A 24,007-nucleotide genomic window follows, 5' to 3' on the forward strand; every position below is an offset into this window, starting at 1 on the left:
CGGTTGGCCTGTGGCGCACGGGCTCCCTGCGCAGGAGCGTGTCGACCAAGGTCGACACCCACCGGAGCACTACACCACCAGAAGCCCGGTAGGTGCCAACCCCTGGAACCCGGTAGGTGCCAACCTCTGGAACCCGGTAGGTGCCAACCTTGGTTGGCACAGAGCGCGCCAGCCTACCGGGCTGCGGGCCGGACCGTCATGCCCGATGGAAGCCACCGCGCCAACCACGCATCCACGCTCAGCTTGCCGGCACCGGTGAAGATCAACGGCAGCAGCATCGCCATGAACAGCACCGGCAGCTTGAAGTTGCCGAAGCCCTGGTCGCTGATCGCATAGCCCATCGCAAGGTCGCCCAGCGAGTGCCATTCCATCGGCCAGTGCACGGCATAGGTTGCCACCACCGTCAGCACCAGCAGGCTGGCGGCGGCGAAACGGGTGCCGAACCCCAACAACAGGCAGGCCGCGCCGAGCAGCTCGAACCAGGTCGCCAGCTGCCAGTTCAGGGCGGGCGGCAACTGGTCGAACGGGAACGGGAAGGCGTCCTGCAGATCGGCGAACCAGTTCTGGCCCTGCAGTTTCTCGCGGCCGGATTCGAAGAATTCCCAGGCCAGCAGCAGGCGCAGGCCGAGCGGGGCCAACCAGGGGGCGAGACGGTCCAGCTGGCCGCGTGCGTCGGCCAGGGTCGGAAGGTTCATCAGGGGATCTCCGCGGAAGGGGGTCAGGGAGGGGCTGGGAGCGGGCCGATCACGCCAGCCTGCAGGAACTGCTGCAGCAACGCGGCACCGGGTCCGGCCAGTGCGTCTTCGGCCAGGCCATGGGCGCCAGCCAGGTGCTGCAGGTAGGTGTGGCCGTCGAGCCCGGGTTGTTCACCGATACTGGACAGCAGGTACACCGCCAGCGGGCTGAGCGCAGCGAACCGCACCTCGCCATCGGCTTCGCGGCGCACCAGCAGGCCGGTCGGTTCGACCGGTGGCTGCGTCGGCGCGTCTTCGGCACCGAGCCGATGCACCGGCCACTGGTACAGCAGCGGCCAGGCCAGCGGCGAGCGCTGCAGCGGCACCTGCAGCGGATCGATGTCGCCCGCGGGCGGCAGGGGCTCGGCGGCCAGCTGGTACAGCGCGGTTTCCACCCACTCGTAGTGGGCCAGTTCGGCCAGTGCCGGATGCGGCAGCTGCGGCTGCGCCTGCAGCCATTGCACGAACTCGGCGGCCAGCTCGGTGAACAACGGCGTCTGGCAGCGGTGCGTGGCGAAGTACTGGCGCACCAGCGCGCTCCAGGCCGGTTCGCCGAGCAGGCGCACGCAGACCGGGAAACCGTTGCTCAACAGGCCGAGCAGATTGTTGAACAGCAGCCGCTGGTAGACCGCCACGCGACGCGGTTCCAGGCCTGCCGGTACGGCCACCGCCTGCGGATCGCGCAGATGCGCGGTGAACGCATGCTGCTGCGCACGCAGGGAATCGGGAGCCTCAGCCATGACCGCCACCGGCGTGCGTGGCCTGCAGGCGACGGATGGTCTGCAGCTCGCCCTGCAGTTCGGCATAGGGCGGGAAATTGAAGTCGCGTTCGAGCAGGGTCGGGCGCGCGCCGATACGCGCATAGGTACGCGCCAGCAGCTCCCAGACCGGATCGATCACCGCACTGCCGTGGGTATCGATCTTCAGGTCGGGTGCTTCATCCAGGTGCCCGGCCACGTGCAGGCAGACGATGCGATCGGCGGGCAGGCCAGCAATGAAGGCGTCGGCATCGTAGCCGTGGTTGCAGGCGTTGACGTAGACATTGTTGACGTCCAGCAGCAGGTCGCAGTCGGCCTCGGCAAGCACGGCGTTGGTGAAGGCCAGTTCGTCCATCGCCGGCTCCGGTGCCAGGTAGTAGGACACGTTCTCCACCGCGATGCGTCGGCCCAGCAGGTCCTGCACCTGGCGGATGCGGGCGGCGGTATGGCGCACGGCTTCATCGGTGAAGGGGATCGGCAGCAGGTCGTACAGGTGGCCGTCGTCGCTGCAGTAGCTCAGGTGCTCGCTGTACAGCGGCACGCGATGGGTCTCAAGGAACTGGCCGACCTGTTCCAGCAGCTGGGTATCCAGTGGCGCACTGCCACCCAGCGACAACGACAGGCCGTGGCAGCTCAGCGGGTGGCGCTGCGCCAGTTCGGCCAGCGCGTCGCCGGCGGGCCCACCGACATGGATCCAGTTCTCCGGTGCGCATTCGAGGAAATCGAAGTCGCCGGCCGGTGCATCACGCAGATCCCGCAGCAGCGCCCGGCGCAGGCCCAACCCGGCGGCCGCCGCGCGAAGCGGCGACCGCGGGTGGACGATGCTGGCGCGGACGTCAGTGCTTGCCACCGCACTTGCCTTCGCCGCACTTGCCTTCAGCCGACTTCTTGTCGCCGGTCTTGGCCTTGGCACCGGCGGCAGCACCGGCGGCCTTGCCCTTGTCGGCGCCGCACTTGCCTTCAGCACTCTTGCCGTCGGCGCCACACTTGCCTTCGGCGTGCTTGGTCGCGTCGGCGGCCATCTTGGTATCGGCGGCCTTGGCATCGGTGCTGGCCTTGGCAGCCTGGCCGGCCACCAGGTAGCCCTGGGCGAGGTCGCTCATGCTCAGGGCCGAGGCACTGGCGGTCATGCCCAGGCCGGCGGCCAGGGCGGTAGCAGTCAGCAGGGACAGGGTCTTGTTGGAACTGCTCATCGGTCGTGCTCCTGGGTGGTGTGGGCGGGTGCCCGGGTGGCCGGCAGGGGTGCCGGTGGAAACGATGGTGCAGCGATCCTACTCAACGAATCCTCGCCAAGACCTCAAATTTTCGTGAGGTTTGTTACAGAAGGGGAGACCGGTGGCCGGAATGCCCAGAAACAAGAAGGCCGCTGTCGCAAGGACAGCGGCCACCATGGAGTCAACTCACGTGTTGCAGTGCAGCGTCAGGGCTGGCCGGTGCTGGAGGTCTCGTCGCGCTTTTCGCGCGGCGGCAGCGGCTGCTCGCCGTGCACCAGGAACCACACGTTCTCGGCGATGTTGGTGGCGTGGTCGCCCACGCGCTCCAGGTTCTTGGCCATGAACAGCAGGTGCGTGCACGGGGTGATGTTGCGCGGGTCTTCCATCATGTAGGTCAGCAGCTCGCGGAACAGCGCGGTGTACTGCGCGTCGAGGCGGGCGTCGTCCTCGCGCAGCGCCAGCGCGGCGTCGGCATCATTGTCGCGGTAGGCGGCGATGGCGCGGCGCACCTGCTGCGCGGCCAGGCGGCCCAGCGCACGCAGGCCCTGGATCTGCGGCAGCGGCGGCACCTTGCCCAGCGCGATCGAACGCTTGGCGACATTGGCCGCGTAGTCGCCGATGCGTTCGATGTCGGCCGGGATGCGCAGGCCGGCGAGGATCTCGCGCAGGTCGCGCGCCATCGGCCCGCGCAGCGCCAGGCGCATCACGTCGTGGCTGATCTGCTGTTCCAGCGCGTCGATGGCTTCATCGTTGGCGATGATGCGATGGGCGGCGTTCTCGTCGCGCTTCTCGATCACGTCCATCGCCGCTTCGAGCTGGGCGACGGCCATCTCGCCCATGCGCACGATTTCGGCCACCAGGCGCTGCTGCTCTTCGTCGTAGCTCTTGACGATGTGGTCGTTGGGAAGGTTCATGGTCTGCAATCCGGGTAGAGCCAGGCCATGCCTGGCTGGAACATGTGGCGAAGGAACAGCGTCGATCAGCCGAAGCGACCGGTGATGTAGTCCTCGGTCTGCCGCTGCGACGGCTGCGAGAAGATCACTTCGGTGCGGTCGTGCTCGATCAGGTCGCCCAGGTACATGAAGGCGGTGTAGTCGGACACGCGCGCGGCCTGCTGCATGTTGTGGGTGACGATGACGATGGTGTACTCGTGCTTGAGCTCTTCCACCAGCTGCTCGATGCGGCTGGTCGAGATCGGGTCCAGCGCCGAGGTCGGCTCGTCCAGCAGCAGCACCGACGGGCGCAGGGCCACGGCTCGGGCGATGCACAGGCGCTGCTGCTGGCCACCGGACAGGCCCAGCGCGCTCTGGCCCAGCTTGTCCTTCACTTCGTCCCACAGCGCGCCCTGGCGCAGCGCCTGCTCGACGCGGTCGGCCATGTCGGCCTTGCTCAGCTTCTCGTGGTGGCGGATGCCGTAGGCCACGTTCTCGAAGATGGTCATCGGGAACGGCACCGGCTTCTGGAACACCATGCCGACCTTGCTGCGCAGGCGGTTCATCGGGTACTTCGGCGACAGGATGTTCTCGCCGTCCAGCAACACCTCACCGCGCGCTTCCAGCTTCGGGTACAGCGCGTAGATGCGGTTGAAGATGCGCAGCAGGGTCGACTTGCCGCAACCGGACGGACCGATCAGCGCGGTCACGCGCTTTTCCGGAATCTCCAGGTTGATGCCCTTCAGGGCGTGGAACTTGTCGTAGTAGAAGTCCAGTCCACGCGCGGCCAGCTTGACCGGCGACGGCGTGTGCAGGCTCTCGTGCGAGGACGGCACGGCGATGCGCTGCATCGGCACGGCATTGGAAAGGTCGTTCATGGCGTTATCCACGGAAAGGTCAGTCATGGGAGATACGGTTGCGCAGCAGGATGCCGCGGGCGGCAAGGCTGACCAGCAACACGAAGACAGTCAGCACCAGGGCACCGGCCCAGGCCAGCACCTGCCAGGATTCATACGGGCTGCCGGCGAACTGGTTCATCACCACCGGCACCGAGGCCATCGGCTGGAAGATGTTGTTGTTCCAGTACTGGTTGCCGAAGGCGGTGAACAGCAGCGGGGCGGTTTCGCCGGAAATGCGGGCCAGGGCCAGCAGGATGCCGGTGATGATGCCGGCCGACGCGCTGCGGTACAGCACCTGCACGATCACCTTCCACTGCGGGATGCCCAGCGAAAGCGCGGCTTCGCGCATCTGCGAAGGCACCAGGCGCAGCATCTCGTCGGTGGTGCGCACCACCACCGGCAGCACGATGAAGGCCAGCGACAGCGCACCGGCGAATGCCGAGAAGTTGCCGCCGGTCTGCATCACGTACAGGGTGTAGACGAACAGGCCGAGCACGATTGACGGCGCCGACAGCAGGATGTCGTTGACGAAGCGGACCACGGTGCCGGCCTTGCGGGCATTGCCGTACTCGGCCAGCCAGGTACCGGCCAGCACGCCCAGCGGGGTGCCGATGCCGATCGCCAGCGCACACATCACGGCGCTGCCGAAGAAGGCGTTGGCAAGACCGCCTTCCTGCATCGGCGGCGGCGTCATCTTGGTGAACAGATCCAGGTTGATGCCGGCCAGGCCCTTGGAGGCCAGGGTGAACAGGATCCAGCCCAGGAAGAACAGGCCGAACAGGGCGGTGGCGCAGGATGCGGTGATCGCAACGACGTTGCCGATGCGGCGGCGCAGGTACAGCGAATCAGCGGTGGTGGACATCAGTTGCCCTCCTTGCGGGACAGGCGCATCAGCATCAGGCGGGCGATGGCCAGCACCACGAAGGTGACGATGAAGAGGACGAAACCGAGCAGCAGCAGCGCCGAGCGGTAGGTTTCAGTGGCTTCGCCGAAATCGTTGGCGATCAGCGCGGCGATGGTGGTGCCCGGTTCCAGCAGCGACGGAGACAGGCGCACGCTGTTGCCGATCACGAAGGCCACCGCCATCGTTTCACCCAGGGCGCGGCCGAGGCCGAGGAAGATGCCGCCGATCACTGCCGAGCGGGTGTAGGGCAGCACGATGTCCCAGCTCACTTCCCACTTGGTGGAACCCAGCGCGTAGGCCGATTCCTTCAGGCGGGTCGGCACGGTCAGGAACACTTCGCGCATCACCGAGGAGATGAACGGAATGACCATGATGGCCAGCACGAAACCGGCGGTGAGCATGCCGATGCCCAGCGGCGGGCCCTGGAACATCGGGCCGATGATCGGCCACTCGCCCAGGGTTTCGTTGAGGAACGGGGTGACGTACTCGGTCATCACCGGCACCAGCACGAACAGGCCCCACATGCCGTAGATGATCGAGGGGATGCCGGCCAGCAGTTCGATGGCGGTACCGACCGGGCCACGCAGCCAGCGCGGCGCGACTTCGGTGAGGAAGAAGGCGATGCCGAAGCTGACCGGCACGGCGATGACCATCGCGATCAGCGCGGTGACCAGGGTGCCGTAGATCGGGGCGAGGGCGCCGAACTTGTTTTCGACCGGATTCCAGTCGGCGGAGAAGAAGAAGCTCAGGCCCTGCATCTGCAGGGCATGGCGGCCGCCCCACAGCATCGACAGCGCGGCGCAGGCCAGGGCGATCAGGACGAAGATGACGGTGCCGACCAGCACCCATCGGAACAGTTTGTCGTTGCGGGCATCACGCGCATCACGCGTGGACGGGGCGGCTACAGGCTGGGCGATGGCATTCATGGGGACGGCTGGGCCAGGAAGGGGCGGGGCGGCATGGCGTGGAAGCAGCGGTGCCCGCGCGGGGCGGGCACCGTCGTAACCATCACTTCAGGTCGGTCGCCCAGTAGGCCTCGATCTGCTTGACCAGTTCGGCCGGCAGCGGCACGTAGTGCAGCTCGTTGGCCTGGGCCTGGCCGTTCTCGAAGGCCCACTTGAAGAAGGCCAGGGTGTCCTGGTTGCGCTTGGCGTCCTTCGGCTGCTTCTGCATCAGCATGAAGTTGGTGGCGGTGATCGGCCACGCCTGGGCGCCCGGTGCGTTGGTGATGACCAGGTTGAAGTCCTTGGCGCTGGCCCAGTCGGCGCTGGCGGCCGCGGCGGCGAAGGTTTCCGCGCTCGGCTCGACCCAGTTGCCGGCCGCGTTCTGCATGGCGGTGTACGGCATGCCGTTCTGCAGCGCGTAGGCCAGTTCGACGTAGCCGATCGAACCCTTGATCTGCTTCACGTAGGACGCGACGCCTTCATTGCCCTTGCCACCCACGCCGTCCGGCCACTGCACCGAGGTGCCTTCGCCGACCTTGGCCTTCCAGTCCGGGCTGACCTTGGACAGGTAGTTGGAGAAGTTGAAGGTGGTGCCCGAACCATCCGAACGGTGGACCAGGGTGATCTTGCCGTCCGGCAGCTTCACGCCGGGGTTGGCGGCGACGATGGCCGGATCGTTCCAGGTCTTGACCTTGCCCAGGAAGATGTCGGCCAGCAGGGCGCCGCTCAGGCGCAGCTTGCCGCCCTCCAGGCCTTCGATGTTGACCACCGGCACCACGCCGCCGATGGCGGACGGGAACTGGGCCAGGCCGGCCTGGGCCAGCTCTTCGCTGCTCAGCGGCTTGTCCGAGGAACCGAAGTCGACGGTGCCGGCCTTGATCTGGGCAATGCCGCCGCCGGAACCGATCGACTGGTAGTTGATCTTGGCGCCGGTGCTGGCGTTGTAGTCAGCCGACCACTTGGAGACCAGCGGGAAGATGAAGGACGCGCCCGCGCCGGAGACCTCGGCGGTCACCTTGGCACCGGCAGCGGCCGGAGCGGCAGCACCGTCGGCAGCCGGCTGCTGTGCGGCCTGCTTGTCGCCACCGCAGGCCGACAGGCCCAGGGCGATGGCCAGGGAAAGGGCGGCAAGGCCGGCCGAGTGCAGTTTCATGGTCACTCCATAGCGGGGAAGAGCCGACGGGGTCGGCGGATGCGGCTATGAAATGATGTTTTTGTTACAGCCGTATTACGACCATGACAGAGGTGTCCTGGATCACGTTCCGACAAGGGTTTCACAGGGTGGGCCACGATCCGGGGGACCCCCGCAGACCCCGGATCTGCGCACGGTATGACCGGCGGATGGCCTCCGTAGCGTCGAGCTTGCTCGACTGCTCCATGCTCTCGGTAGGTGCGGACCGTTGGTCCGCACACGCCAGCACCCAGCCGAGTCCTTGGCCCTTCGTAGAGTCGAGCTTGCTCGACTAGGGCCGACCAGGAGCAGTCGAGCAAGCTCGACTCTACCCACCCGGAGCAGTCGAGCAAGCTCGACTCTACCCACCCGGGGCAGTCGAGCAAGCTCGACGCCACCGGCAAACGAGAAAGGCGCGAGATCTCGAGGATCTCGCGCCCGGGTGGGATCGGCGGGGGAGAGAGGACCCGCCGATCCCGTTCCTGCGGGGGAACGCGCTTGCTTACTTCAGGTTCTGCGACCAGTAGGTCTCGATCTGGCGGACCAGGCTGTCCGGCAGCGGCACGTAGTCAAGCTGGCGCGCCTGGGCGTCGCCGCTCTTGTAGACCCAGCGGAAGAACTCCTGGGTGGCCTTGCCGTTGGCAGCATTCTTCGGCTTCTTGTGCACCAGGATGAAGTTGGTGGCGGTGATCGGCCAGGACTCGGCGCCCGGGGCGTTGGTCATCACCAGGTAGAAGTCCTTGGCGCTGGCCCAGTCGGCGCTGGCGGCGGCGGCGGCGAACGAAGCGTCGCTCGGCTGCACGAACTTGCCGGCGGCATTCTTCATCGCGGTGTACGACAGCTTGTTCTGCAGCGCGTAGGACAGTTCGACGTAGCCGATGCCGCCCTTGATCTGCTTCACGTAGGCAGCAACGCCTTCGTTGCCCTTGCCGCCGATGCCGGCCGGCCACTGGACCGAGGTGCCTTCACCGACCGAGCTCTTCCACTCCGGGCTGACCTTGGACAGGTAGTTGACGAAGTTGAAGGTGGTGCCCGAACCGTCCGAACGGTGCACGACGGTGATCTTGGCGCTCGGCAGGGTCAGGCCCGGGTTCAGCGCGGCGATGGCCGGGTCGTTCCAGGTCTTGATCTTGCCCAGGAAGATGTTGGCCAGCACGGTGCCGTCCAGCTTCAGCGCGCCCGGAGCGATGCCGGCCACGTTGACCACCGGCACCACGCCGCCGATCACCGACGGGAACTGCGCCAGGCCCGAAGCAGCCAGTTCTTCCGGCTTCAGCGGGGCGTCGGACGAGCCGAAATCAACGGTCTTGGCCTTGATCTGGGCGATACCACCGCCGGAGCCGATCGACTGGTAGTTGACCTTGTTGCTGGTGGCGGCGTTGTAGTCGGCCGACCACTTCGACATCACCGGGTAGATGAACGAGGCGCCCGCGCCGGTGATTTCAGCGGCGTTGGCGGCGAACACGGACGACGCTGCGAAGACGGCAACGGCAACGCGCGACTTGAAGGCGTGGATCACGGGGTGGCTCCTGGGTTGATTGGGATGCGGGGTTACCCGCCCGGTGCACATTCCATAACGGTTCGATGACAGCGCAGGGACCGTTGTGTGACGCATCCATTACAGCGCTGCCCGGCGCCTGTGCAGCAGAGGCGTGAAGAAACGACGCACCTGTTTGACCCCTTCCTGTATGTCGCTGATGGCCTGTGCGGTGCACGCATGCTCCGGGCATTCCGCAGCGATCCGGGGTCCTCCGTGCCGGACCGGCGGGGCAGGTGGGCGCCGCGCGGCGAGCGGCCCGCGCATCGAGGCCGATACATCACGCCATATGCCGCAAGGGATCGACAAGGATGGCGCGGCAAATGCGTCGTACGGATGACCGCGCGAAGAAACCTGTGTTTGGTGCGCAGTTTGTCATTCGACTGTCATGGTTTTAACGGAATGTTCGCAAAACGCTTGACCGGCCTGCCGGCGTGGCGTTCTGCCCAAGCCATTCCAACCCTCTGGAGAAATCCAAAATGCGTTCCCATTTGCTCGCCGCCGCGGTCGTTGCAAGCCTCGGTCTGGTTTCCGCCGACGCCTTCGCAGCTCCCGCCAGCACGGGCGTATCCCAGGCACAGCTGCAGCAGCTGCAGGCGCAGATCGCTGCTCTGCAGGCCCAGGTCCAGCAGCTGCAGAGCGACTCGCAGGCGCTGCAGGCGCAGTCCGACGCGCAGTCCGAAGTGAACATCACCCAGGCCCAGGCCCTGGAAGGTGCACAGAAGACCCAGACCAGCGTCGACAAGCTGGCCAAGCTGGTCAATGACAACAAGATCGGCGGTCGCATGTTCTTCGACCTGACCAACATCGACAAGACCAGCAACGGCAAGGACACCGCCGCCAGCGGCACCGGTCTGGACGTCAAGCGCTTCTACCTGACCGTCGACCACAAGTTCAACGACATCTGGTCGGCCAACCTGACCACCGACTTCCAGTACAGCTCGGCCATCGGCAATACCGAACTGTTCGTCAAGAAGGCTTATGTGCAGGGCAGCTTCGACCCGGCCTTCAACCTGCGCGTCGGTGCCGCCGACATGCCGTGGATCCCGTACGTCGAGAAGTTCTACGGCATGCGTTATGTCGAGAACACCCTGACCGATCGCCTGAAGTACGGCAACTCGTCCGACTGGGGCCTGCATGGCTTCGGCAACCTGGGCAACAACTTCAACTACGCCCTGTCGGTCGTGTCCGGCGCCGGCTACAAGAACCCGACCCGCAGCAAGGGCATGGACGTGGAAGGCCGCGTGGCCTACACCCCGAACGAGAACTTCGTGGTTGCCGTCGGTGGCTACAGCGGCAAGCTGGGCAAGGAAACCGACATCCAGAGCGCCGAGAACACCTACACCCGCGCCAACGCGATGGTGGCCTACGCCGACAGCAACTTCCGCGTCGGTGGTGAGTACTTCCAGGCCAAGAACCTCAACAACGTGCTGACCGTTGCCACCGACAAGACCAGCGGCTGGTCGGTGTGGGGCAGCGTGCGCGTCACCGATGGCGGCATCAACGTGTTCGGTCGTTACGATGACACCGACGTCAGCAAGACCCTGGACCCGACCCTGAGCGACAAGTACTGGAACGTCGGCGTCGAGTTCCCGGTCATGAAGAACCTCAAGCTGTCGACCGTGTACAAGTACACGCACCTGGCCAACGCCGGCGACAAGAAGAACGACAAGACCAAGGAATTCGGCGTCTGGGGCGACCTGTCGTTCTGATCACCTGAAGTAAAGCGTCTGAAAGCAAGACGGCGGGCCTGGCGCCCGCCGTCTTTGTTTGGTCACAACACGGTCCGCATCATGCTTCGGCCGTGGTCTTGTCCTTGAACCGGCACAGGTCGGCGATCACGCAGCCCGGGCAATCCGGCTTGCGTGCCTTGCACACGTAGCGGCCGTGCAGGATCAGCCAGTGATGCGCGTCGAGCAGGAACTCGGCCGGAATCGCCTTCACCAGTTTGTCTTCCACCTCGCGCACGTTCTTGCCGGGGGCCAGCCCGGTGCGGTTGGCCACGCGGAAGATATGCGTATCCACCGCCATCACCGGCTCGCCGAACGCCGTGTTGAGCACCACGTTGGCGGTCTTGCGGCCGACGCCGGGCAGCGCTTCCAGCGCGTCGCGGTCACGCGGCACTTCACCGCCATGCTTCTCCAGCAGGATCGCGCAGGTGGCGATCACGTTCTTCGCCTTGGCGTTGAACAGGCCGATGGTGGCGATGTACTGCTTCAGTCCGTCCTCGCCCAGCGCGAGGATCTTCGCCGGCGTGTTGGCCACCGGGAACAGGCGGCGCGTGGCCTTGTTGACGCCGACGTCGGTGGCCTGCGCGGACAGCGCCACCGCCACCAGCAGTTCGAACGGCGAGCTGTACTCCAGCTCGGTCTTCGGGTGCGGATTGAGTTCGCGCAGGCGGGTGAACATTTCCACCACGTCGGCACGCGGCATCACGCCGCCACGGCGCGCCGGTGCGCGCGCGGTCTTCTTCAGCGTGGCCATTACTGCTCCTTGCCGCTGGCGCGGGCCTTGGCCCGGGCGAGGATGGCCGCCGCTGCCGCGGGCAGGGCCGGCTTCACGTCCGGCGCCGGGGCGGGTGTCCGGCGTGCGTCGCGTTCGGCCTCACGGCGGGCCAGCCGCACGGCACGGGCGCGGTAGCGCTCGCGCGCCGCCCAGGCCGCGTGCAACTGGCGCTGGGCCTGCTGCAGGCGCTGCGGCAACTCGGGGTGGCCGGGCAGCAACTGTTCGTCGCCGGCACGGGCGACATAGTCCATCAGCCCGGCCTGCAGGGCGCCATCGAGATCGTCTGCCTGGACCCGGGCGAACAGCTGCGCGGGGTTGGGTCGGGATGCCATGGCGTCAGCGGTTCTGGAAGGCCGGCGGGCGGCGCTGCAGGAAGGCGCTGGTGCCTTCGCGCATGTCCTCGGTGGCAAACAGCAGGCCGAACTGTGCGCTTTCGTACTCCAGCCCCGCTTCCAGGCTGCACTCGCCGCCCACGTGCACCGCATCGAGCAGGCCACGCAGCGCCAGCGGCGCCGAACGTGCCAGCTGGCGGGCTACGTCCTGCACGCGGTTGTCCAGCGCGTCGGCGGGGACAACCTCATTGACGATGCCCAGTTCCAGCGCACGTGCTGCATTGACCGGTGCACCCAGCAGGCACAGCTCCAGGGTGGCGGCACGCCCGCACAGGCGCAGCAGGCGCTGGCTTCCGCCGAAGCCCGGGATCAGGCCGAGGTTGATTTCCGGTTGGCCGACTTTGGCGGTATCGGCGGCGATGCGCAGGTGGCAAGCCATCGCCAGTTCCAGGCCGCCGCCCAACGCAAAACCATTCACGCGCGCGATGACCGGCTTGGGCATGCGCTCGATCTGGCGCATCAGGGCCTGGCCGAGCAGCGAGAAATCACGACCCTGAACAGCGCTGAGTGTGTTCATCTCGGCGATATCGGCGCCGGCCACGAAGGCCTTGGGGCCAGCGCCGGTCAGTACTACCACGCGCACCTCCGGGTCGGCGGCGGCGGCGCTGAACGCCTCGGCCAGGGCCTGCAGGGTTGCGGCATTGAGGGCGTTGAGCTTGTCCGGGCGCTGGACGGTCACGGTGCGGATGGCGCCGTCGTCGGCGACAGCGATCAGGGCATCGGCCACGGGGAAACTCCTGGAACGTTAAAAAAAAGTGAGATTGAACTCTGCAAACGCAGACGGGTCATAGCCTGCATCGTGAGTAGCGGTTACACGTTGCGCCCGTTATCCTAACCCGTCGCCTCAGGGCGGCGCAGAACGTCCCTGAGTTACCACCCCTGGAGAACTGTTTGATGAAGTTGCGTTCTATCGCGGTCGCCGTCGCGGCCCTGGCCCTGACGGGCAATGCCTTCGCCCAGGACGTTTCGTCCGAAAAGGGCAAGCTGAGCTACTACTTCGGTTACGACTACGGCAACAACCTGGCGGAGCTGACCGGTCGCGGTGAGCAGCTGGACATCAACTCGGTGGTGAAGGGCCTGCAGGACGCCTACGCCAAGAAGCAGCCGGCGATCACCGCCGAGCAGCTGAAGCCGGCCGTTGAAGCGTTCCAGAAGCGCGAGCAGGGCCGTGCCCAGGCTGCCAAGGCCGAGTACGAAAAGGCCGCTGCCGAAAACAAGACCAAGAGCGATCAGTTCATCGCGGCAAACAAGGCCAAGGCCGGCGTGCAGTCCCTGCCGAGCGGCGTCCAGTACCGCGTGATCGAAGCCGGCAAGGGTGCCAAGCCGACCCAGGCCAGCACCGTGCAGCTGGAAGTGGCCGGTCCGTTCCCGTACGGCCAGCGCCCGACCGAAGCCCGTCCGGCCCAGCAGATCCCGTCGATCAAGGTCAGCGAAGTCGAAATGAAGGCCATGCGCGAGACCCTGCTGCAGATGCCGGCAGGCTCGAAGTGGGAAGTCACCCTGCCGCCGGACCAGGCCTACGGTGCCGACCCGCGCACCCCGTTCCCGCCGAACGTGGCTGTGCAGTTCGAGATCAAGCTGGTCAGCGTCAAGTAATATCGAAGCCGTAAACGAAACGCGCCGGTGATCCCACCGGCGCGTTTTTGTTTGCGCAATGCGTGGCGCGCAAATCCAGGCCATTCGCGCTACTGTTGCAGGGTGCAAACAACGGAAGAATCGGCGCGTGTTGTCGCAAGTCCCTGCATCGGAGTGTGCAAGCTGGATCCAGACCGGCAGTGCACCGGCTGCGGGCGGCATCTCGACGAGATCGCAAGGTGGTCGTCGATGAGCAACGAGGAACGCAGCCGCATCCTGCATCGCGTGCAACCGCTGCGCGAACAGCTCCAGCAATCATTGCGCGGCTCACTGGCCGACCACGAACGCCTGATGCGTGCGCTGCATCCGCTGGCCGTGCCGCCGCGTGGCGACGGCTGGAACCGCAGTGAACTGATCGACCTGCTGCCGCCCGGCCCCCCCGTGGAAGCGGCGGTGCTGGCCGGCATCGTGCCGCGCGCCAACGGTGCGCAGGTGATCCTCACCCGTCGCACCGAAACCCTGCGTACCCATGGCGGCCAGGTCGGGTTCCCCGGCGGTCGCACCGAACCGGACGACCGCGATGCACTGGCCGCTGCGCTGCGCGAGAGCCAGGAAGAAATCGCGCTGGCGCCCGGCCAGGTGCAGGCACTGGGCTACCTGGATCCCTTCGTAACGATCACCGGTTACCGCGTCACGCCGGTGGTGGCGGTGGTCGATCCGGACTTCGTGCCGGTGCCGCAACCCAGCGAAGTGGCCGAGGTGTTCGAGGTGCCGTTGGATTACCTGATGGCTGCCGACAACCTGCACCAGGTCGAAATCAATCATCGCGGCCGCATCCGCCACGTCCTCGAATACGGCTGGCCGGGCCAGCGCATCTGGGGCGCGACCGCGGCCATCCTCTACAACCTGCGTCGCCGCCTGGAGCAAGTGCAATGAAGCCGATCGATCCGCCGTGGACCACCCTGGTCGATGTCGCCACCCTGGCTGCTGCACTGGGTGAGGGCGTGCGCGTGGTGGACGCGCGCGCAACCGCCAGCACGGCGGTGCGCGTGGTCGATGCGCGGTCATCGCTGGCCGACCCGCAGGCCGGTGGCGGCCAGTACCTTGCAGGGCACATCCCAGGTGCGGTCTACGCTGATCTCAATCGCGACCTGTCCGACCTGTCGCGCGTCGGCCATGGCCGCCATCCGCTGCCGGACAGCGATGCCTTCGCCGCGAAGCTGGGGCAATGGGGCATCGGCCCGGACACCCAGGTCGTGGTTTACGACGGCAGCGACGGCAGCATGGCCGCCGCGCGGCTGTGGTGGCTGTTGCGCCTGCTTGGCCATGGCCGGGTGGCGGTGCTCGACGGCGGCATCGCCGCCTGGCAGGCCGCCGGCCATCCGCTGGCCACCGGGCAGGAGGCGGTAACTGCGCTGCCGGCCTATCCGGGGCGTTTCGATACCACACAGATCGCCAATGCCGATGAAATCTCTGCGCGGCTGAAGCACGCGCCGGGCTGGCTGGTCGATGCCCGTGCGGGCGAACGTTTCCGCGGCGAGGTGGAACCGCTGGACCCGGTCGCCGGCCACGTGCCGGGTGCGGTCAATCGACCGTTCGACTTGAACGTCCTCGACGGCCGCCTGCGCGATGCACAGGAACTGCGCGCCGAACTGCAGGGCGTGATCGGCAACCGTGATCCGCAACAGGTGGTGCTGATGTGCGGCTCCGGCGTGACCGCCTGCCACCTGCTGCTGGCGATGGAAGCGGCCGGCTTGTCCGGCGCACGCATCTATGCCGACTCCTGGAGCGGTTGGGTCAGCGACAGCAGCCGCCCGGTGGCGACCGGCGCCTGAGCTCGTACCCTCGCACGCATCGCGCATGAAGCAGTCGAGCATGGCTCGACTCTACAAAGGCTCGTTCCGATCAATTCGACGTTCATCCACGCATGGCGTGGATCTACCGTGTCGACCAAGGTTGACACCGACCCACAGCAGCCGGAATCTGTCGAAGGCGGGGTGGGTCCGGTTGCGGGGGCGTGAGCCGCATGGATGCGGCGACCGAGCCTACATGGACGTATTTACGGCGTCCCCCGCAACCGGACCCACCCCGCCATCCCACCGACAGCCCGCTTTTGACGTTGACGTTGACGTTGCCTCTGCGGGTGCAGGGCGCAGCCCTGCCGATCAACCCACCGACTGCAGCGGCACCTTCGCCAGAATCCGCGCCCACGGGAACAACGGCCCCGGATCACGCTTGCGCGCCACCGTCAGTGCGGCATCATCACTGGCCGGCACCTGCTCCAGATCCAGCTGGTCGTGCCCGGCAATCCGCCGCAGCGACGGATAGTGCGCCACCAGCGCCAGCAGCAACTGTTCCAGTGCCACCAGCTGCGCCTCGGTATACGGCTCGTCCATCGCCTGGTGGCGGCTGTCGAACCAGTGCGGGTAACGCCCGGTATTGACCAGCTCGATGCCCAGCGTATGTGCGTTCATGCCACGCACGTGGTGGGCCACCCGTTCCGGTGCCACGTACTGCACCACGCGACCGTCGCGATCAATGTAGAAGTGGCCGCTGTTGCCGGCGCCACTGTCGTACAGCACGCGCTCGCCGTACTCGCGGGCCGTCGCCAGGTCGGGCAGTTCGGTGCAGTGGATCACCACCATCTCCAGCGTGGCCGGGTCGCGCAGCGGCAGGCGGTCGTGGTAGGGCAGGGGCTGCAGCTGCAGGCCGGGCAGGAGCGGGTTGGGCATCCGGCGATGCTAGCATTGCGGCATGAACCTGCCTTCCCTTTCCTCATCGGCCCGCTCGCGCGGAGCGCGCGCATGAGCCGCGGTCACTGCATCCTGTCGCACGGTTTCGAGAGCGGCCCGGACGCGACCAAGGTCACCGCGCTGGCCGAGGTGGCACAACGCCTGGGCTGGACCCATGAACGCCCCGACTACACTGATCTGGACGCGATGAGCGAGATCAGCCGCGTAGGTGACGTGCCGACCCGCCTGCGCCGCCTGGTCGAACGCACCGCCCTGGCTGCCGGGCAGGGGCCGGTGGTGCTGGCCGGCTCCAGCCTCGGTGCCTATATTTCCGCCATCGCCTCGCTGCAGGTGCCGGTGGCTGGCCTGTTCCTGATGGTGCCGCCGACCACCATGGGCCCGATGCCGGCGCTGGACGCCGCCGCGGTGCCTACCACGGTGGTGCAGGCCTGGCACGACGAGGTGGTGCCGGCCGCCGGGGTCATTGCCTGGGCACAGGCGCGTTCGGCGCAGCTGCTGCTGGTCGATGATGGGCACCGCCTTGAGCACCACGTGGAGGCCTCCGCGCAGGCCTTCGAGCGCCTGCTGCGCCAGCTGTGAAGCCCGGGCGCACGGCGCGCCCGCCCGCTTTGACTACAATGGCAGCCCCGCCGCCCCCGGCGCGGGCCTGCTGGCCGTGCTTTCGGCCCTCCTTTCCGACCGGCTTGGCCCCTGTGCCGCGCCCGACCACCTGCGAACCGATCCCGTGAAATTCTTCGTCTCCTGCGCCAAGGGCCTGGAATACCTGCTTGCCGATGAACTGTCGGCCCTGGGCCTTGGCAAGGCCACTGCCACCATTGCCGGCGTCAACGCCGACGGCGAACTGGAGCAGGCGCTGCGGATCGTGATGTGGTCGCGCCTGGCCAGCCGCGTGCTGTGGCCGATCGACGAGTTCGAGTGCCCGGACGAGCAGGCCCTGTATGACTGCGTGCGTGCGCTGCCGTGGCACGAGCACATCAGGCCGGAAATGACCCTGGCGGTGGACGCGCACGTGTCCGGCGACAAGATCACCCACGCCCGCTTCGCGGCGCAGCGGATCAAGGACGCCATCGTCGACCGCATGCGCGATGAAGGCCTGGAGCGGCCGTCGGTCAACACCGACCTGCCGGATGTGCGCGTGAACCTGTCGCTGCGCAAGGGCCGTGCCTCGCTGTCGATCGACCTTGGCGGCGGCCCGCTGCACCGCCGTGGCTGGCGCGGTGCCGCCCACGAGGCGCCGCTGAAGGAAAACCTGGCCGCCGCGCTGCTGTTGCGCGCGCAGTGGCCGCGCCTGCACGCCGCCGGTGGTGGGCTGCTGGACCCGATGTGCGGCAGCGGCACGCTGCTGATCGAAGGCGCGCTGATGGCTGCCGACGTTGCCCCCGGCCTGATGCGCCACGGCAGCCTGCCGCCGAGCCGCTGGCTGGGCTTCGACAAGGCTGCCTGGAAGGCCATCCAGAGCGAGGCACGCGACCGCGAGGCCGCTGGCCTGGCCGCGCTGAAGCCAGTCATCCATGGCAGCGACATCGACCCGACTGCGATCCAGGCGGCGCGCGAGAACGCCGAAGTGGCGGGCGTCGCCCACGCGATCCGCTTCACCCGCGCCGATGTAGCCGACCTGGCCACGCCGGAACAGGAGATCGGTGCGGTGGTCTGCAACCCGCCGTACGACGAGCGCCTGGCGGCCGATCCGGCGCTGTACCGCGCGCTGGGCAATGCCCTGCAGAAGGCGGTGCCGCAGTGGCGCGCCAGCCTGCTGTGCGGCAACGACGAACTGGCCTTCGCCACCGGCCTGCGCGCCGGCAAGAAGTACCAGATGTTCAACGGTGCGCTGGAATGCGCGCTGATCGTCTGCGACCCGATTGCCGTGCCGGGCCGCGACCCGGCGCAGCCGCGCGAGCTGAGCGAAGGCGCGCAGATGGTGGCCAACCGCCTGCGCAAGAACCTGAAGAAGTTCAAGAGCTGGCGCACCCGCGAGGACATCACCTGCTTCCGCGCCTACGATGCCGACCTGCCGGAGTACGCGGCCGCCATCGACGTCTACGAGGAAGACGGTGGCCAGCGCCGCACCTTCCTGCACGTGCAGGAATATGCGGCACCGGCGGCGATTCCGGAAAACGACGTGCGCCGTCGCCGCAACGAGCTGCTGGCGGCCGCGCGTGAAGTGTTCGGCGTGCCGCCGGAACAGGTGTCGATGAAATCGCGCGAGCGTGGCAAGGGCGGCAGCAAGTACGGCCGCTTCGAACAGCGCGACGAGTTCATCGTGGTGCGTGAGAACAACGCGCTGCTGCAGGTGAACCTGTTCGATTACCTGGATACCGGCCTGTTCCTCGACCATCGCCCGCTGCGCCGGATGATGGCCGAGCAGGTGCGTGGCAAGCGCTTCCTCAACCTGTTCTGCTACACCGGCGTGGCCAGCGTGCAGGCGGCGGTGGCCGGCGCGGCCAGCACCACCAGCGTCGACCTGTCGGCCACCTACCTGCAGTGGTGCTACGACAACCTGGCGTTGAACGGGCAGGGCGGCAACCAGCACCTGCTGGTGCAGGCCGACGCCATGGCGTGGCTGGAAGGCGATCGCGGCCAGTACGACGTGATCTTCTGTGACCCGCCGACCTTCTCCAACTCCGCGCGCGCCGACGACTTCGACGTGCAGCGCGAACAGCTGAAGCTGCTGCGCGCAGCGGTGGCACGACTGGCGCCGGGCGGCGTGCTGTATTTCTCCAACAACTTCCGCCGTTTCAAGCTGGAAGAGAACGCCATCGCCGAGTTCGCCCAGTGCCGCGAGATCACCGCGCGCACCATCGGCCCGGATTTCGAGCGCAACGCGCGCATCCACCGCGCGTGGGAATTGAAGCGCTTGGGGTGAGTCCGGTAGTGCCGGCCGCTGGCCGGCAACGATGTCAGACCCGCAGAGGGTTCATGGGATGCCGGCCAGCGGCCGGCACTACCCCTGTCTGGCCGGTACATCCACGCCATGCGTGGAGGGTTGTCCAGTAGATCCACGCCATGCGTGGATGGCGGCTACAGCACCGCCACCAGCAGCCCGGCCGCGGGCAACGCGATCGCCAGCGCGGCGATCCACTTCGGCCGGTACGGGTACAACCCGAACGACAACACCGCGCCGCCCAGCGTCATCGTGCCCAGCCACAGCACCGGGCCCATCGCCCAGCCATGGTCGGCCACGCACAGCGCGAACGCCACCGCCAGCAGGGCCCAACCCAGCACCCGCCATTGCGTGCGCCGTGCTGGCGAGGCTGCCGCCTTGCCATGCAGGTCGTGCTGGTGCTTTTCCATCGCCAGCGACAGTGCGGTGAACGCGGAGAACGACAGGGTCAACGCCAGAAGCATCATGCGCTGGCCTCCGCTTCGGCAGCTTCCGCAGCATCGACCGGAGCCCTGGGCGCTGCGGCCGCCGCGGCACGCTTCTTCTTCTCGGCGGCAGACAGCGGCGGCGTCCAGCGCTGCATGCGCCATCCACACAACGCCAGCATCGCACCGAACGCGATCATCGACAGGTCGACGCCAGCCAGCACCCAGTCACCATTGCGCAGGGTCACGCCCAGATGCGCATGCGTGGTCAGCGCGTTGACCACCGGCACCAGCGCGAACGCCGCCGCGCCCAGGTACAGTTGCCACGCCCACATCATCCGCTTCGGCCAGATGAAGGCGGCCAGCAGTGCCGCGCCCCAGGCGTAGAAGAACACGTTGGCTTCGGCACTGGAGCGTTCGGCGATGTCCAGCGGCAGCAGGCGGTTGCCCCAGAAGTAGGCGGCGAACGCAATCGGCAGGCCGGCCACGGTGCCGATGTTCAGTGCATCGACCAGGCGCAGGCCGAAGCCGATGCGACCGCTCTTGGCGTGCTTGGGCCGTTCCTTCACTGCCCACAGCACCACGCCGCTGGCCACCATCAGGCAGCCGACCAGGCCGGACAGGAAGAACAGTGCGCGCAGGCCCCAGTCGGCGAAGCGGGCCAGGTGCAGGCCATACAGCACGCCACGGGTGGCGGTGGCACCACCAGAGGGCGGCGTCTCTTCCAGCAGCGTGCCGTTGATCATGTCGTAGCGCAGCGCCGGCGTGTCGGTGGACAGGCGCTTGCCGTCGCGTTGGCGGATGTCGATCACCGCATTGGCGGCGCCCGGGTTGGACACGGTGAAGCCGGCCACTTCCACGCCATGCCAGTGCGCACGCGCGCTGTCCAGCAGCTGCGCGATCGGCAGCGGCGTGGCGCGTCCCTCGGCCGGCGCGGTCACCTCCGGCATGCCGCCGAAGGCTTCGCTGAAGAACTTGTCCTCGTCCTGCGGGTAGGCCACCTTCACTCCCCACGGCAGGTACATGATCATCAGGGTGACGATGCCGGTGTAGGTGATCATCGCGTGGTAGGGCAGTGCCATCACGGCGCTGACGTTGTGGAAATCCAGCCACGACCGCAGGCCCTTGTCCTTGCGGAAGGTGAAGAAGTCCTTGAAGATTTTCTTGTGGGTGATGACGCCGGTGATGATCGCCACCAGCATGAACATCGCGCAGAAGCCGACCAGGTAGCGCGCCCACAGCACCGGGATGTAATGCAGGTCGAAGTGCAGGCGGTAGAAGAAATCTCCGCCGCGCGTCTCGCGTGCCTTCAGGGCCTGGCCGGTGTTCGGGTCCAGCGTGGCATCACCAAAGCCACCGCGACGGCCACGGCTGGGATCGGCCAGCTCCGGCGGCAGCCGCCAGAACATCTGCATGGCCGGGTTGCGCGGCTGCGGCAGGGTGACGAACCAGTTCTCGGCCTGGCTGGCGTTGGCCTGCAGGTAGTCCACCGCGCGCTGCGCGGCTACGTCGATGCTGACCTTGTTGGCCGGCAGCTCAGGGCGCATCCAGCGGCTGATTTCCTCGCGGTAGTAGCTGGCGGTGCCGGCCATGAAGATCAGCAGCAGCAGCCAGCCGACCAGCAGGCCGGTCCAGGTGTGCAGCCAGGCCATCGATTGGCGGAATCCGTTCTTCATGCCCAGGCCCCCAGCAGGCGCGCGACGGCGGCCATCAGCAGGGTGGGGACCAGGATGCCGACCCAGGCGCGCAGCGCAGTGCGGGTGGCGAACGCCCACAGCGCCGCGCAGGCAGCCACCAGGATCGCCAGCAGCATGCCGGTCAGCACGGTCTGGCCGCGCGCGCCGGGCAGCGCCAGGGCGCAGAACACGCTGGTCACCGAGGCCAGCGCGTAGCCGCCGAAGATCGCGGCCAGCGAGCGTGACAGCACGCCCCAGCGCGGGTTGGAGAAGAAGGTGCGGGGGCTGGCGGTTGCGGGCGAGCGGTCCACGGCATTCCTGCTGGTTTCAGTGAAAAGGGACCGGCGCACCGCAGCGCGCCGGGGGTGGCCATCCGTGGCCGGGCACCAGTCGCAGAACCGGTGCCATCCATCGGGGGTCAGAGCTTCCAGCGCAGCGTCATCGTCACGTTGCGTGGTTCGCCCCAGTACACGCCGCTGTAGAAACCGACGTTGTTGAAGTACTTCTTGTCCAGCAGGTTGTTGATGTTCAGCTGCGCGCTGAAGTTCTCGTTGAAGCGGTAGCCGCCGGCCAGGTTCAGCAGGTAGAACGCGTCCTGGGTGATATTGGCCTTGCTGCCATCCGCCTTGGTGCTGGTGTTCCAGATTCGGCTCTGCCAGGTGGCGCCGCCACCCAGCCAGAAGCGGCCATCGATGCCGCCGGGGCGCCAGCTGGTGTTGAGGCGGAAGGTGTCCTGCGGGGCTGTGGTCCGTTGCAGCACGCCGTCCTTGTTGCGGATGACGGTGTGGGCGAAGCCCGCCGAGATGTTCCATTGCTCGCCGATGCTGCCCTGGGTCTCGATTTCCCACCCCTTCACCTTGTTGCCCTTGCCGGTGGAGCGATAGGCCTGGCTGCCATCGGGCAGCGAGTTCACCGGCACTGAATCATCGATCTCGGCCACGTTGTCCTGCTTGCCTTCGAACACCGCCGCCGAAGCATTCAGCAGGCCGCCGAAGAACTCGGCCTTGACGCCCGCTTCGTACATGTCGCCGACCACCGGCTCCAGGTAGTTGCCGTTGCGGTCGCGGGATTTCTGCGGCTTGAAGATGTCGGTGTAGCTGACATAGCCGCTGAAGATCGAGTTGAAGTCGTACACCAGGCCGGCATACGGGGTGAGCATGTCGTCGGGCCTGTAGCCGCTGCGCTTGGTGCTGTTGCGGTTGCCGGCGGCATCGTAGCCATAGGCCCAGCTACGGGTTTCCCAGCTGCCATAGCGGGCGCCCACCACGGCCAACAACGGATCGGCAAGGCGAAGTCGGGCGGCAACGTAGGCAGCGCGCTGGCGCAGTTCGTCCTGCGACGACAGGCGACCAGAGCGGGTCACCGGCAGTACCGGCACCTGGCCGGTCCAGTGACGCCAGTCGGGCACCTGCGTGTAGCCCGGTGCGCTGGAATCGAACGACATGGCCTCGGACTCACCCTTGCGCACCGACTGGCCCAGGCCGAACACGAGTTCATGCTCGCGCCCGAACAGCTGGAACGGTCCAGCCACGTTGACGTCGAACACGTCCATCGTGCTGTGTTCGTTGAAGTGTGAAATGTAGGCGGTCACGCCGGTACCGTCGGCGCGCGGGTAGCCGGCCGCGCCGTACCAGACGCTGCCATCGGTATCGCGCACGGCGTGGCTGACGTTGCCCTTCACCGACCAGCCGTTGCCCAACTGCTGCTCCAGGCGCGCGAAGCTGGTCTTTTCCACGATCGGCCAGGCGCTCCACGAGGCCGACAGATTGGTCGAGCGCGGCAGGTTGGCCGGCGCGCCATCGGCGCCCCAGTACGGCACCACGCCCCAGGTCACGCCGGTGGTGTGCGGCGACTGGTACTCGTAGCCCACTTCGAACAGCGTGCTGTCGCTCAGGTCGGCCTGCACGATGCCGTAGAACACGTCCTTGTCGAGCCTGTAGACATCGCGGAACGAGTCGCTCTGCTGCTTGGCGGCCACGATGCGTGCGCGGATGCGGCCGTCCCAGGCCACGGGGCCGCCGAGGTCGGCTTCCAGGCGACGGTTGTTCCAGCGGCCCAGGGTGAGGTTGGCACCCATCTGGAAAGTGTCGGTCGGCCGCTTGCGGATCATGCTGATGGTGCCGGACGGATCACCCGCGCCGGTGGTCAGGCCGGTGGCGCCGCGGATCACTTCGATGCGCTCGTAGATCACGTTGTCGGTGTTGGTCTTGATCGAGCCACCGAAGGTGTTGAGCATGCCGTCGATCTGGAAGTTGTCGATGGTGTAGCCGCGCGAGACATAGTTGATGCGCTCGCTGTCGGTGACCGACACGCTGACGCCCGTCACCTGGCCCATCACGTCGGACAGGGAGAACAGGCCCATGTCATCCAGGCGCTGGCGGGTAACCACCGTCACCGACTGCGGCGTCTCGCGCAGTGACAGGTCCAGCTTCGTCGCGGTGCGCGCGCCTTTCACCGTATAGCTGCCGGGTATCTCGCCATCGGCGGTCACCTTCACCGTGTCCAGCGTGCGCGCGGAAGGATCGGCAGTGCCGTCGGCGTGGGCCAGCGGGGCGATCATCAATGCAGTCACGGCCAGGGCCAACACGGTGGGACGGGGGGAGTTCAGCGGCATTGCCATCGGTGCGATTCCATGCAGGATGAATCAGGCGATGGAATGCGCAGGTACAGTCGCCATGCGCTCCGCGCACGTCGCCCAGCGAGCCCC

The 24,007-nt window shown here is 67.1% G+C and carries 24 protein-coding genes; 6 read left to right on the forward strand and 18 right to left on the reverse strand.

All coding sequences use genetic code 11. The features are described from left to right. Nucleotides 1-173: 173 nt before the first annotated feature. From N440_RS04530 to pstS (N440_RS04575), 10 genes are all read right to left on the reverse strand, one after another. Nucleotides 174-695 (reverse strand): DoxX family protein, encoded by a 522-nt coding sequence (locus N440_RS04530; RefSeq protein ID WP_133934231.1) that lies wholly within the window; start codon nt 693-695, stop codon nt 174-176. 23 nt (nt 696-718) lie between these two features. Continuing rightward, nucleotides 719-1,474, reverse strand: coding sequence for a putative DNA-binding domain-containing protein (locus N440_RS04535; RefSeq protein ID WP_133934232.1), 756 nt, complete (start codon nt 1,472-1,474; stop codon nt 719-721). Beyond that, nucleotides 1,467-2,342: a DUF692 domain-containing protein gene (locus tag N440_RS04540; protein WP_133934233.1), complete on the reverse strand. Its 876-nt coding sequence runs from the start codon at nt 2,340-2,342 to the stop codon at nt 1,467-1,469. Before N440_RS04540 ends, N440_RS04535 begins: the two co-directional genes overlap by 8 nt. After that, nucleotides 2,329-2,685 (reverse strand): hypothetical protein, encoded by a 357-nt coding sequence (locus N440_RS04545; RefSeq protein WP_053449243.1) that lies wholly within the window; start codon nt 2,683-2,685, stop codon nt 2,329-2,331. Before N440_RS04545 ends, N440_RS04540 begins: the two co-directional genes overlap by 14 nt. Nucleotides 2,686-2,912: 227 nt before the next feature. Beyond that, nucleotides 2,913-3,620, reverse strand: a complete 708-nt coding sequence (gene phoU / locus N440_RS04550) for a phosphate signaling complex protein PhoU (protein ID WP_008265615.1) — start codon at nt 3,618-3,620, stop codon at nt 2,913-2,915. A 65-nt stretch (nt 3,621-3,685) separates the two neighbouring features. Next, the gene (pstB, locus tag N440_RS04555; protein ID WP_005408788.1) at nt 3,686-4,516 is read right to left on the reverse strand and encodes a phosphate ABC transporter ATP-binding protein PstB; all 831 of its coding nucleotides are present in this window, start codon (nt 4,514-4,516) and stop codon (nt 3,686-3,688) included. A gap of 19 nt (nt 4,517-4,535) precedes the next feature. Continuing rightward, nucleotides 4,536-5,399, reverse strand: a complete 864-nt coding sequence (gene pstA, locus N440_RS04560) for a phosphate ABC transporter permease PstA (protein ID WP_006428262.1) — start codon at nt 5,397-5,399, stop codon at nt 4,536-4,538. After that, nucleotides 5,399-6,367: a phosphate ABC transporter permease subunit PstC gene (gene pstC, locus N440_RS04565; RefSeq protein WP_008267250.1), complete on the reverse strand. Its 969-nt coding sequence runs from the start codon at nt 6,365-6,367 to the stop codon at nt 5,399-5,401. The genes pstA and pstC overlap by 1 nt, the downstream gene beginning before the upstream one ends. A gap of 82 nt (nt 6,368-6,449) precedes the next feature. Beyond that, entirely contained in the window at nt 6,450-7,538 is a 1,089-nt protein-coding gene (gene pstS, locus N440_RS04570; protein WP_133934234.1) for a phosphate ABC transporter substrate-binding protein PstS, read from the reverse strand. 520 nt (nt 7,539-8,058) lie between these two features. Then, nucleotides 8,059-9,075: a phosphate ABC transporter substrate-binding protein PstS gene (pstS, locus tag N440_RS04575; protein ID WP_008267138.1), complete on the reverse strand. Its 1,017-nt coding sequence runs from the start codon at nt 9,073-9,075 to the stop codon at nt 8,059-8,061. A 497-nt stretch (nt 9,076-9,572) separates the two neighbouring features. Here pstS (N440_RS04575) and N440_RS04580 point away from each other — a divergent pair, with 497 nt between their 5' ends. After that, nucleotides 9,573-10,805: a porin gene (locus N440_RS04580; RefSeq protein WP_006428639.1), complete on the forward strand. Its 1,233-nt coding sequence runs from the start codon at nt 9,573-9,575 to the stop codon at nt 10,803-10,805. Nucleotides 10,806-10,884: 79 nt separating this feature from the next. On the opposite strand, the gene nth is transcribed toward N440_RS04580, so the two are convergent. From nth to N440_RS04595, 3 genes are read right to left on the reverse strand one after another with little or no spacing between them, the layout of a single operon-like run. Continuing rightward, nucleotides 10,885-11,577, reverse strand: coding sequence for an endonuclease III (gene nth / locus N440_RS04585; RefSeq protein WP_133934235.1), 693 nt, complete (start codon nt 11,575-11,577; stop codon nt 10,885-10,887). Continuing rightward, complete coding sequence (locus N440_RS04590) at nt 11,577-11,930, reverse strand: hypothetical protein (RefSeq protein ID WP_133934236.1); 354 nt, start codon at nt 11,928-11,930, stop codon at nt 11,577-11,579. The genes nth and N440_RS04590 overlap by 1 nt, the downstream gene beginning before the upstream one ends. A gap of 4 nt (nt 11,931-11,934) precedes the next feature. Next, nucleotides 11,935-12,717, reverse strand: a complete 783-nt coding sequence (locus tag N440_RS04595; RefSeq protein WP_133934237.1) for an enoyl-CoA hydratase-related protein — start codon at nt 12,715-12,717, stop codon at nt 11,935-11,937. A 167-nt stretch (nt 12,718-12,884) separates the two neighbouring features. Between N440_RS04595 and N440_RS04600 the strand changes: the two genes are divergently transcribed. The 3 genes from N440_RS04600 to N440_RS04610 all read left to right on the forward strand — a co-directional run bounded on the left by N440_RS04600 (nt 12,885) and on the right by N440_RS04610 (nt 15,400). Beyond that, the gene (locus N440_RS04600) at nt 12,885-13,586 is read left to right on the forward strand and encodes an FKBP-type peptidyl-prolyl cis-trans isomerase N-terminal domain-containing protein (RefSeq protein ID WP_005408797.1); all 702 of its coding nucleotides are present in this window, start codon (nt 12,885-12,887) and stop codon (nt 13,584-13,586) included. Nucleotides 13,587-13,688: 102 nt separating this feature from the next. After that, on the forward strand, nt 13,689-14,501 hold the full coding sequence (locus N440_RS04605) for a CoA pyrophosphatase (protein ID WP_133934238.1): 813 nt from the start codon (nt 13,689-13,691) through the stop codon (nt 14,499-14,501). Further along, nucleotides 14,498-15,400 carry a sulfurtransferase gene (locus tag N440_RS04610; protein ID WP_133934239.1) on the forward strand — a complete coding sequence of 301 codons (903 nt, stop codon included), beginning with the start codon at nt 14,498-14,500 and terminating at the stop codon, nt 15,398-15,400. The genes N440_RS04605 and N440_RS04610 overlap by 4 nt, the downstream gene beginning before the upstream one ends. A 330-nt stretch (nt 15,401-15,730) precedes the next feature. Here the strand turns inward: N440_RS04610 and N440_RS04620 are convergent, their stop codons facing one another. Next, the gene (locus N440_RS04620; protein ID WP_133934240.1) at nt 15,731-16,297 is read right to left on the reverse strand and encodes an N-acetylmuramoyl-L-alanine amidase; all 567 of its coding nucleotides are present in this window, start codon (nt 16,295-16,297) and stop codon (nt 15,731-15,733) included. Between the two features lie 72 nt (nt 16,298-16,369). Here N440_RS04620 and N440_RS04625 point away from each other — a divergent pair, with 72 nt between their 5' ends. Together N440_RS04625 and rlmKL are read left to right on the forward strand one after the other, a co-directional pair. Beyond that, the gene (locus tag N440_RS04625) at nt 16,370-16,897 is read left to right on the forward strand and encodes a hypothetical protein (RefSeq protein ID WP_133934241.1); all 528 of its coding nucleotides are present in this window, start codon (nt 16,370-16,372) and stop codon (nt 16,895-16,897) included. A 145-nt stretch (nt 16,898-17,042) separates the two neighbouring features. Beyond that, nucleotides 17,043-19,181 (forward strand): bifunctional 23S rRNA (guanine(2069)-N(7))-methyltransferase RlmK/23S rRNA (guanine(2445)-N(2))-methyltransferase RlmL, encoded by a 2,139-nt coding sequence (gene rlmKL, locus N440_RS04630; RefSeq protein ID WP_133934242.1) that lies wholly within the window; start codon nt 17,043-17,045, stop codon nt 19,179-19,181. A gap of 155 nt (nt 19,182-19,336) precedes the next feature. On the opposite strand, the gene N440_RS04635 is transcribed toward rlmKL, so the two are convergent. From N440_RS04635 to N440_RS04650, 4 genes are all read right to left on the reverse strand, one after another. Beyond that, nucleotides 19,337-19,666, reverse strand: a complete 330-nt coding sequence (locus N440_RS04635) for a DUF3325 domain-containing protein (protein ID WP_133934243.1) — start codon at nt 19,664-19,666, stop codon at nt 19,337-19,339. Next, entirely contained in the window at nt 19,663-21,300 is a 1,638-nt protein-coding gene (locus N440_RS04640; protein WP_133934244.1) for a PepSY-associated TM helix domain-containing protein, read from the reverse strand. Before N440_RS04640 ends, N440_RS04635 begins: the two co-directional genes overlap by 4 nt. Next, entirely contained in the window at nt 21,297-21,611 is a 315-nt protein-coding gene (locus tag N440_RS04645) for a DUF3649 domain-containing protein (RefSeq protein WP_133934245.1), read from the reverse strand. The genes N440_RS04640 and N440_RS04645 overlap by 4 nt, the downstream gene beginning before the upstream one ends. A gap of 107 nt (nt 21,612-21,718) precedes the next feature. Beyond that, nucleotides 21,719-23,920: a TonB-dependent siderophore receptor gene (locus N440_RS04650; protein ID WP_133934246.1), complete on the reverse strand. Its 2,202-nt coding sequence runs from the start codon at nt 23,918-23,920 to the stop codon at nt 21,719-21,721. Nucleotides 23,921-24,007: the final 87 nt, after the last annotated feature.

It is taken from the genome of Stenotrophomonas sp. CC22-02, from assembly GCF_004365115.1.
Lineage (GTDB): Bacteria > Pseudomonadota > Gammaproteobacteria > Xanthomonadales > Xanthomonadaceae > Stenotrophomonas > Stenotrophomonas forensis.